Below are 10,303 nucleotides of genomic sequence, written 5' to 3'. Positions count from 1 at the left end.
CGCCTCGACGCTTGGATCGACGCCGTCCGGGCTGACGACCTGCCCTACCTGCATTCCTTCGCCAACGGCCTCGAACGCGACCACGCCGCCGTCCTGAACGGACTCACGCTCCCTTACAGCTCAGGCGTTGTCGAGGGCAAAGTATGCAAGATCAAATTCTTGAAACGGCTCATGTTCGGCCGCGCCAACTACGACCTCCTCAGAAAGATGGCACTGCTGAACTGAGCCGAGATCACCGACCGTGACCGCTCCCCAGCAAATGCACCAGACCCACCTCTGTGACTAGCCCCAAACACTCCCGGGATGAACGACGACGACTTTCGGCGCGTAGAAGTTCATGACTGTCCGATGACCTCCTGCGCCGCCCCCGGTCGGCTCGCCCTGCCGGACCGGCAAGGGCAAGGTGGCCGTGCAGTACCACACCGCCCGTTTCCGGCTCGTCCCCGCGCTCGCCAAGGCGCTCAGCGTGGCCACCCCGCCCGTGCGCAAGTCCCCGCTCGCGGTGAGCAGCTGTACCAAGCGCTCAAGAGTGGCCACCGGCAGATCATGCAAGGGATCGCGACCGCTCAAGCCACCGCCGACGGCACCGCGGGCACACTGACCCTCGGCACAATCGGCCCGCATTCCACGCAGATCAAGAACGTTCTCGACCTGTTCCTCGCCCGCCACCCGAACGCCCGACTCCAGCACCGTGAGATCCAGCCCGCCTCCCCTCTGGACCTGCTGAAGTCGGGCGAGGTGGACGTGGCGACCTGTGGCTGCCGATCCGCGAGCCCGAACTGACGTCAGACCGACCCCGCACACCTCCAACGTGCTATCCGCCGCAGCCCCAATGGCACCACCTGGCAGGAGACGCTCAGCGCCGTCTCCTCAGACCAGGCCACCGCCGGAGTCACCGCCGAGGTCGCGACCTTCTATCCCTGGCCCAGCCTCGCCTTCGTCCCTATCCACGACGCCCCCCTGTGTCAGTGGGCCTTCGCATGGCGTACATCGAGCGAAACCCCACTCATCCGCGCATTCGCCAGAGCAGCCGCGCGACGCCCAATAACCGACGGGGTAGCGCCCGCCGCGGTCCGGCTGACACACGCACCACGAACAACCTGAGCAGCCCTTCGCGCCGAAGGTGTCCCCAACCCAAGCAGACATTGATCTGGGGGTGATGCCTCATGGGGGGTGTCGGGAGTAGAAGATTTCCCGACAGGCCGTCGAACCGGCCCCCGATGGGCCAGGAAACCGGACATCAGGTGATGAAACACAGCTCCGGGTGGCCGTTTTCGCGCTCTGATTGACGACAGGATTTTCCGACAGGTAGAAGGGGGCTCCGACCCCTTTCCTCGAGGAGCCTTCGGTGCGGATCGTCAAGGGGTCCCCGTAGCTTCGGCCGAAAATCCAGCAGATATGCCTCTGGCCTGCATTGATAGGCAGGGCTCAGGCATGGCCCCCCACTCTGAGACCTCTGCATAAGCACAGGTGAGCGGCATATCCGTTGGATCCTGCGCCATTACTACCGGGACCCCTACGACGTGGTGCTGCTTGACCGTGACCTGCCCGGCCTGCACGGCGTGAGTAGCGGACCTGGGTCGTCGGGCCGGCCGCCATCGCAGCGTCCCGAATGCTTCGCGCCCCCGACCTCTACATTTGGTGTACCCGACTCTGCACCGGAAGGAATCCGTACGCCGACACCGGGCTGAGTTGGGTCAACTTGGCCTACGTGAAAGAAGAGATCATCATCCTCTGACCTGCTGGAAGGGTCCGACAACCCTAGATAACCGGTGCCTCGCCGCGCACAGCCCAGTCACATCGGGTGCTGGTGCGGCGCCGGGAAGGGGTGGTGTACGCGCCAGGCAAGGCCCGCAAGATCGCGGCCAAGGCGATGACCCGGGCGGCGTGGGTGAAGAACCATCCGCCGGACCTGATCAACGTTGTCTGTCATGATTTTTGGCGTGGTGGAGATGATCGGGCGGTATCGGGTTGTTCGTCAGCTGGGCCGCGGCGGAATGGGGACAGTGTGGCTTGCCGAAGACAGCGGCGGACGGCGTGTCGCGGTGAAGGTCATCAACGCCGAACTGGCGCGTGAGCCTGAATTCCGGGAGCGGTTCCGACAGGAGGTGGAGGCGGCGCGGCGGGTGCGGCGGTTCTGCACGGCGCCGGTCCTGGACGCCGGTCTTGACCAGAACCCGCTGTGGGTGGCCACCGACTTCATCGACGGCCCGACCGTGCAGGAGGCGGTGTCCGCTCACGGTCCGCTGCGTGGAGCCGATCTCGACGCGCTCGCGGTTGGTATCGCGACAGCCCTGACCGCTATCCACCAGGCCAGGTTGATCCATCGGGACCTCAAACCCTCCAACGTGCTGCTGTCACCGGTCGGCCCGCGGGTCATCGATTTCGGTATCGCCCGCGCTCTGGACGCCACCGGGCAGTTGACGCGTTCAGGGACGGTGATCGGCACCCCCGGCTACATCGCGCCTGAGCTGTTGGCCGGTGGCCAGCCGCTCCCGGCGGCCGACGTGTTCTGCTGGGGCGCTGTCGTCGCCTACGCAGGCACGGGCCGTTCTCCCTTCGCCGGGGCCAGCGGCGCCGAGATCAACGACCGGGTCCAACACGCCGAGCCTGATCTGGACGGCCTTGAGGCGCACCTTCGCCAACTCGTCGCCCGTGCCCTCGCCAAGGATCCCGCCGCCCGCCCGGCCGTTCCCCAGATGCTCTCCGAGCTCACCGGCTCGCCGGCCGCTCCACCCCAGGACGGGGACCCTCGCACCCGCCGGCTGACAACACTCGACTCTCACGCTGCCCGGCGACTCGCCCCGTACGCGGGTCTGGGCGCGGTCGTGCTCGTCGCGGCCGGCGCCGTCGCGCTGGCCCTGGCCGCATCCAACGGAAACGCCGGAGCGGGAAACAGGGGCCTGGCCACGACGGCAACTTCGCCCGCCACCAGCGCCACACCCTCGGCCACACCCACGAGCCCTCAGCCAGCCACCACGCCTGCACCCGACCCGCAGCCCAGCACGCAATCGTCCCCTCTGGACCCGGGCCCGATCACCAACACCGCCAGCGGACTGTGTATCGACACCGACGGCCCGCAGGGCCCTGGTGTCCACGTGCAAGTCCGTGACTGCGGGAACTACAGCGGCCAGAGCTGGAGCTACAACCAGACCACCTATCACCTCGTCAACCCGCCCAGCGGCCTGTGCCTCGACACGGCCGGAGCCCCCGCCAAGGGAGTCAACGCAGTACTGAAACGGTGCGGGAACTACACCGGCCAGCGGTGGCGCTACAACTCCAGCACCGGCAAGTTCACCAACCTCACCAGCGGCCTGTGCCTGGATACGGCCGGGCCTCCCGCCAACTACGTCGCCCTGGTGGCCAACCCCTGCGGTAACTACACCGGCCAGGGCTGGCACCGGTGAGCCTCCCCCGCCCACACGAACACGGGGCTGTGGTCATATCCGGCCCGAGAATTCCCGCTAAGACGGGTACGGCCGGAATACCCCAGGAAGGGCCGCAGGCGTTATTCCGCTAGGCCCGGCAGTTAGAGATTTGGAACGGAATCCGGCGTTAGCGGGGTTCTCCCAGGTCAGTGAACCCCTGCCGTTGCGGTCTTCCGGACGTGGTTAACGCCGGATTCCGTTCCATCGCCAGTAGACGTTGGCGGTGAAGAATGATCATGGTGCGGGAGGCGGTCCCGTGTCTCGATGGGGTGAAGGTGCGGTGGGTGGCCGGTGCCGGTCTGGGACGACCGCCTGTGGGGAGCATGCTCACGTGCGGCGCAGCGTCGGCCCCCGACGCCCTGTTACCATCCACCCATCGGTCACTTAGAGTTATTTTCTGACCACAAGGAGTGAAATTGGTAACGGTTTTCCGCCCGCCAAGTTCTTTCGCATCATCAACGTGGAGGACGGGGTGTGCCTGACCGCCGAACACGGAGGCATCACCCGCGGCGCCCAACGTGATCGCGGCGGCCCCGCGGGAAGTCACTACAGCATCACCAACGACCAGGTCCTGGGCGTGAGCCCCGTCAAGGGCGCAAGAGGTGAGATCTGGTTCTTCGACGACAGGCCGAACAGATGGGGCGAAGAAGCCTGGAACCTGGTCAACGCCAACAAGGACATCCGCAGTGCGTTCGCCCTCCATGTCGGGCCTGTCGACGGTGCCGACACGCCGGTCGAGCTGGGCCTGATCGGCTGGGGCCGAAAGGGCCAAACCCAGTGGAAGGCCAGCGAGGGAATGTTCTGGCCGGGGCCCCATGAGGACAAGGTCGTCACCCTGCTCTACGACGGCCACCACGACCCGGCCGTCGTGGCGGACCGCGGTGCCCCAAGCCAGTCCTGGCGCTTCGAAGAAGTAGAGCTACCAGGCGAGTTCGTCCCCACCGAGAGGCGGGGAGAGGGCGACATGAGCCAAGGCGGCGACCCGCTCAAGTGGCGGGCGAGGATGTAGGTGATCGCCTGCCGTTCCCAAGAGTGGAATGGAGCTTTCGCCCAGGCGGCGGGACCGCCTGGGCGAAGAGACGAACCGCCTCCAGGCGGCCACGGTCAGGGGATGACGACGTGGAAGCCGGTGTCGCGGGCGCCGGAGGCGGTACCGGTGCCGACGAACACGTCGCGGGAGTCCCCGCAGGCGGTGCCGCCGTCGGGGCGGACGAAGATGCTGGAGTCCCAGGGCGCGCTCGCCCACTGGGGAGTTGCGACCGGGACGGTGGTGGCGGCGTTGATGTCGGAGTCGAGCCGGATGCAGTACTGGCCGACGGCGATCCTGCGGACTCCCGTGACGCCCTTGGAGCGGACAACGGAGCCGTTGGCGTTGACGATGGCGGCAGCGCGGACACCCGGGCCGGAGGCGCCGCCGAGATCGGCCAGCGCCGGGACGGCGAAGGCGCCGAGCGTGCCGGCACAGGCGGTCAGGGTCACGGCCATGGCCATGGCGGTCTTCTTGATGCGCGGCATGCTGGCTCCCTTTCGAGCATGGGATAGTACGGGACCAGGCTTCCGGTCGGGCTGGACGATGATCTCCCGGCCACTCCGAAGCCAGCACTAACTGTAGTTATTTATGCACTCTAAGTGATCACGCCGCGCGGTGCAGATGATCTCTTCGTGGGAGGACAACGGGACGGGTCGGGCGAGGTCCTCGCTGTCAGTCGGATGCGACAGCCTCATCCTGTTCGGGCGGGCGGAGGAGCGCGCGCCATAGCTTCCGACGGCCTTCAGGCGGCTGACCAGCTCGTTCGCTTGACAACCCCAGATAGCGATCGGCGTTTCCTACTCGGGGGCCAACCTCACTGACCGACGCTGACCGAGATTTGCATGTTCTCCTCAAGGAGGTCTCGGTCCTCGACGACTATCGGGTTGAGGAAGTTTAGGACGTTGTCCGACTCCCACGTCGGGAGCCAGATACGGATGTGGTCGTCGGGTGGGGTTGGCGCTGCGGCGGGGACCGTGGGCGCGGCGTGGGCCTGGCCAGCGAGGGCGGTCAGGGTCAGCGCGGCGGCGGCCACGGTGGTGACGGTGGTGACGGTGGCGACCAGGGCCGGGATGAGCGTGCGGGAGGTGCGCATGAGCAGCTCCGATCACAGTGTGCTTGCAGTCGGTTACTGTCTGCCCGCCGGGGGTGCGGGTGAACCAATAGGCGGCCATACCCAGAGGACCGCCGCACCTCCTCACGGGGTGCCGGAATACGGCGGAAACGGGCCGCGAATTGAGGTAACTGCTGATCAGTGGCCTGCGAGTTGCAGCGTAGACGGTAGATCTGCCGCAACCGCGGTGCCCTCGACCAGGCCCTCGCCGCTATGTGGGACGGCAGCGTCCTCACGGTGACCACGTTCGACCGGTTCGCCCGCAACATGGCCGAGGCCAACGAGATCCGACCGAGGAAAAGTGGCCAGGTTGAGGGCTTTGGCAGAGGTGCCTTCATGCCCCGGGCGATTGGGTGACCGAAACCACGACCCGTGAGATCGACAGGTCGATCGTCCGGTGTGACGGCAACATCCTCGTTGAAGTAGCCGGGTCGTCGCCTGTTCCCAGGTTCCGCTCCCAGCGCGGATGCGACCCGCCCGCAACGACCAGCCGAATCCGGCTGTTCCGCGCGAACCGGTGCGCATCCCAGACGTTCGGGTCCGCGCTGCTCAGTGCAGCACATGCCCGAGCGTCAACAGGGCGCGGATCAGCTTCAGGCTGTCGGCCACCAGGCCCGCGGCCTGCCCTAGCACCCCCGACACCCAACCGGTCGACACCGTCGCGCCGGTCAGATCGGCGATCAGCTGCGCGGTCCGCTCGACCGGGATGTGCTGGAAGACCAGCAGGTATACCGCCAAAGCCCGCAGGTTCGGCCCATAGGAGGCCGGCGAGCCGGCCACCGTCACAGGCATCATCGCCCGCGTCGTCGTCCCACACCCACACCCACACCGGCACCGATGCGCTCGATGCTCGGCCACTGTCACGCTGACCACAGGGACGTCCCACACCTGACGGCGCTCGTATCCCGCGCTGTCGGCCAGGCTCAGCCCCGCCCCGCACCCGCCACACCACTCGGGCAGATGATCGTCGATCGAGTCCGGGTTCTCGACCATGGCCAGTCCACCACCCGCCGAACCCGGCTGGCCGCCCCGCCGCCGCCCGCTTCCGGGCTTCGGCTTCTTCTCCGGCCGGGTGAAGGTATCGGCCGACGGCGGCAGGGAGGAGTTGCCCAAGTGCCTGTTCAGCCGCCGCTCCAACTCGGCCACCCGAGCCGAGAGCCGCTCATTCTCCACCCGCAGCCGCTGGTTCTCGGCCCGTAACTCGGCGATGATCCGCGCCTGCTCCACGACCAGGGCGGCAAGCTCGTCATACGACGGACGTCCATCCCCGGCCCATCCCATGAGCAGGAAGACGCTCACACCACACTCGATCTTGAGCCCTGATGAATGCTTACGATCCGGTTCCACGAACAAAGGCGATCCTTGGTTCCCGTTCGGCAAGGACAACCGCTCGTTCGCGACCATTTCTCACAAAGAGAAGATACTGCGATCATCAAATCTTCCGTCCGCAAGCGATGCCAACGCTCAAGACCGCACTCCTGTGCCCCGCGGTACGAACTCGTTGATCCGCCAAATCTAATCCGTCTGGACGATAGTTAAACTATGCCGATGTTTGCCATTCGGACAGCAGCTGCTGCGGGGAAGGATTTCATATGATTCGAGGGTGAGACAGAATGGTATCAGCGCCCGTGGGTCTGATATTACAACGCTTACCTTGCGGGACGATCTTGGCTGGGACGTGACCCGCGATTCAAGAACGCGCTTGGTGCCCTTCGATCAGACGGAATGGGAGACACTCCCCCCGACCCTCCAACCGGGCGCTGCGGAGCGTTACCTGCAATTCGCTCTATCGCGGGAGTACCTGCGTTGGTGGGCCTACGCATGTGGCGGCGATGCTCCCGGCGTTCGCCGCTTCGCAGTGAGTACGCCCCCCGCGCACTGGGAGCGGCCGTGGGAGTCCACCATCGCGGCGCTGCCGCCTACGCGATGGCAGGACGTCGCGATGGTCCGCCTCGTGACGGGCCAGAGCGCATTTGTCGCGCCCCGGGACATTGGCAACCCGTTGCGTGTACTCGTGGTGCAGGGACAGGAGGCCGGGCCCGGCTTGGATAACATCGATCTCAAGGCGGAACTCCAGGCGCTAAACCTAGCCCGGGACAGTCTCGACGCAGCGGCGAAGGCGCTGGTGGCGCCGATCGAAGCGCGGGCGGTCGGCCGTGCCGAGCTCGTCGATGCCCTGTCGGAAACTAAGCCGACGCTGCTGTGGCTCAGCGGACACGCGACCGAGAATCCACCCCGCTTCCTGCTCGCCGACGGGAGCTGGCTTTCGCCCGACGACCTCGCCGCCGCCATTGGCGATGCCGCGAAGACCAGCAGGGTCGTACCACTCTACGTCGTCCTCTGGGCATGCAAGACGGGGCTGAACGAGCGCTTCGCAGCGCCAGGCGCGGCTCCTCCCTTTATCCAGGCGCTCGCGAACGTGGGCGTCTCAGCTGTCCTCGCGACGCTCGGCCCACTCGCTGACGACATAGCGCCGGATCTTGCGGCTGCAGTCCTTCAGGCGTTGGCGATGGGCCGGCCCCTCGACCACGCCGTCGCTCGAGGCCGGGCAGCGCTCATGGCGACCCAGCTGGGTGAAAACGACCGGGACGATTGGGCTTGTCCGGTCGTCTGGTGCGTCGATCTGCCAGAAGGCGAGATCGCCTGGTCCGACGCCACAGCACCGGCGCAACGTCAGGAGCTGGCTCGGCGGCTCCTCCCGCCAGAAACTGCACCGGCAGAACTGGACGGAACGGCCAGGAAACAGGCAGAGACCTGGTCGCAGCATCGGCGCGTATGGGTAACCGAGCGGACCAACCGGATGGCCAGCGCCTTCCAGGTGCGTTCGGAGTGGCTCGGCCGAGTCCTGGCCCAGCAGCGCATCAACCACCGGATGGTGGTTGCACTGGACTTCACGGACGGTTCGGCCGGCCGTGTGCTTCGCGACTGGGCCGGCCGAGTAATGCGTGTCACTGACGACTTCGACGATCCCGGCCGCCAGTTCCGAGAGCTTGCGGCGCTCATCACAGAGGAGGGCCCGGAGGCCGGCTGGCGCAAGCTCTGCCACGGCGAGCAGTTCACCCTCGCACTGATCGCGCCACCGGAGAGGGATGACTGGCTGTGGAACGCCCTTCGCGATGCCGCCGCGGCCGCCGTCGTCCTCGCGGACGGCTTCCCGCAGTGGGCGGCGGAAGGGGGATGGAAGGCTGAAGAATTGACCGGCGATCCGGAAGGCGTGGACTTCGATCCGCTCCAGTATCCGCTTGCCCCTGGCCTTGCGGTTCTCGCCTTCCCGGCGGCCGCGCCAGACCTCGCCGACATCGACGCGGCGCAGGTCGAGGAACTCAAAAACGCTGGCCTCCTCGTCGAGACACGGGCCGTCTGCGTGATGCCACTCTCGCGCGCAGTGTCGTTGGTAGACCGCCTCGATCCCGGCCAGTTCACCGCGGCGCACCGCACCGCCTTCGCGATGCTCGACGGCGCCGTCGCGCGCGCACACGTCGAGCGAGGGACATACGAGGCGCTGCTGAGGGCGAGACTGGATCATGCCAGACTGGGCAGCGCCCCTTCCGCCCGGTCGACCGCCGCGCAGCAACTCATGGGCTATTACCGCCACCACCGCCGCGCGAGCGCGCTGCTCGACGTCTTCGACCAGACGAACGTCCGGACGATCGGTGAGGTGTGGAAGGTCTCGGCCGGCTGGGCACATCTCGCGACCGGCTCCGTGCACAAGGCGCGAGACCTGCTCGAGGACGTGCACGACGATGAGCTGGAGCCAGTCGAGCAGGCCGACCGTCTTGCGCTGCTGGCCGAGGTCGAGAAGACGTCGGGCGGGAAGGGCTCCAAGGCGCGCGCCCGCCGGCTCCTCGAGCAGGCGCTGTCGGTCCTGGAAGGCGAGCCGGAAGCGGCCGTCAAGGTGACCCGCCTGCGGATCGAGCACGAACTCGCCCGCCTCACACACTTCATCGACGGCGATCCAGCGGCAGCGATCCCGCAGTATCGAAAGATCAGTGCCGCGTGGCAAGCCCTTCCCGACCATGGCCTCGACCAGGCGATTACGCTGCGCAACCTCGCGGAGGCCGAGATGAAAGTCGCCGATCGAGGCGCGCCCGGTGCCCCCGCGCTGTTCGATACGGCCGCCGACGATCTGGCCATGGCGCGCGACCTGCTGCCGCCGAACACGGGTCATCCGGTCGCCGCCGAACTGGAGTATCTCGCGGGGCGCCTGGCCGTCCGGCACGGGGAGGAGGAACGGGCGACACGCTGCTTCAAACAAGCGCAATCCGTCGGCCTGGCGACCAACCACCTGATGCTGGTCGCCATCGCGGAAGCGCGCTTGTTCTGGCGTAAGGTCGCGCGGCAGCCGGTCGAGGAGTACGACCCCGGCGAGTGGACCAAGCGGGCAACGGCGCTCATGCCTTTCCGAAGGCACTCCTGGGCCGCGCGGGTGCTCATCGACGGCGACCTGCGTTCGGCGCGCAGGCTGATGGACGGCTGCCTCAAGCGCGCCGCGGTCGCCCCGCTCCTCCACGCGCGCTCGCTGCTGGAGGCCAACCCCGCCTTCGACGCGGGATCCGACCGCGATCGCATCATCGCCGCCTGCGCGGGGCTGGCCCTCACGGGAACGGATCAGACGCACTGGGAGGAACTGCCCCGGCGCTACGGATGGTTCACGCAGTGGACGGCCGACAGAGACGCCGCCACACCCGAGAAGGCCTGGGAGGCAACGAGCTGATGGGCAGCTCGGGGGCGGGC

8 protein-coding genes and 1 pseudogene are annotated in these 10,303 nt (G+C 67.1%); 6 read left to right on the top strand and 3 right to left on the bottom strand.

Annotated elements, in window-relative coordinates; all coding sequences use genetic code 11:
- The 5 genes and pseudogenes from EJK15_RS63975 to EJK15_RS63955 form a co-directional block, all read left to right on the top strand.
- A partial coding sequence (locus EJK15_RS63975; RefSeq protein WP_138720037.1) for a transposase occupies positions 1-225 on the top strand: 225 nt, incomplete at its 5' end.
- A gap of 154 nt (positions 226-379) precedes the next feature.
- Positions 380-601: pseudogene (locus tag EJK15_RS78255) on the top strand (zinc finger domain-containing protein); the annotation flags it as partial.
- Positions 547-783: a LysR substrate-binding domain-containing protein gene (locus EJK15_RS72210; RefSeq protein WP_171075323.1), complete on the top strand. Its 237-nt coding sequence runs from the start codon at positions 547-549 to the stop codon at positions 781-783. The pseudogene EJK15_RS78255 and the gene EJK15_RS72210, both read left to right, overlap by 55 nt.
- Positions 784-1,931: 1,148 nt before the next feature.
- Entirely contained in the window at positions 1,932-3,407 is a 1,476-nt protein-coding gene (locus EJK15_RS63960) for a serine/threonine protein kinase (protein WP_240778013.1), read from the top strand.
- A 481-nt stretch (positions 3,408-3,888) separates the two neighbouring features.
- Positions 3,889-4,437 (top strand): hypothetical protein, encoded by a 549-nt coding sequence (locus EJK15_RS63955; protein WP_138720035.1) that lies wholly within the window; start codon positions 3,889-3,891, stop codon positions 4,435-4,437.
- Positions 4,438-4,532: 95 nt separating this feature from the next.
- Here EJK15_RS63955 and EJK15_RS63950 read toward each other — a convergent pair whose 3' ends face one another.
- From EJK15_RS63950 to EJK15_RS63930, 3 genes are all read right to left on the bottom strand, one after another.
- Positions 4,533-4,943, bottom strand: coding sequence for a hypothetical protein (locus tag EJK15_RS63950; protein ID WP_138720034.1), 411 nt, complete (start codon positions 4,941-4,943; stop codon positions 4,533-4,535).
- Between the two features lie 329 nt (positions 4,944-5,272).
- Entirely contained in the window at positions 5,273-5,551 is a 279-nt protein-coding gene (locus tag EJK15_RS63945; protein ID WP_138720033.1) for a hypothetical protein, read from the bottom strand.
- Between the two features lie 567 nt (positions 5,552-6,118).
- Entirely contained in the window at positions 6,119-6,868 is a 750-nt protein-coding gene (locus EJK15_RS63930) for a DUF6444 domain-containing protein (protein WP_171075322.1), read from the bottom strand.
- A gap of 643 nt (positions 6,869-7,511) precedes the next feature.
- Between EJK15_RS63930 and EJK15_RS63925 the strand changes: the two genes are divergently transcribed.
- Entirely contained in the window at positions 7,512-10,283 is a 2,772-nt protein-coding gene (locus EJK15_RS63925; RefSeq protein ID WP_138720030.1) for a CHAT domain-containing protein, read from the top strand.
- Positions 10,284-10,303: the final 20 nt, after the last annotated feature.

The sequence above is a fragment of the Nonomuraea basaltis genome (assembly GCF_005893125.1).
GTDB lineage: Bacteria > Actinomycetota > Actinomycetes > Streptosporangiales > Streptosporangiaceae > Nonomuraea > Nonomuraea basaltis.
This window is presented reverse-complemented; position numbering and strand designations above follow the sequence as displayed.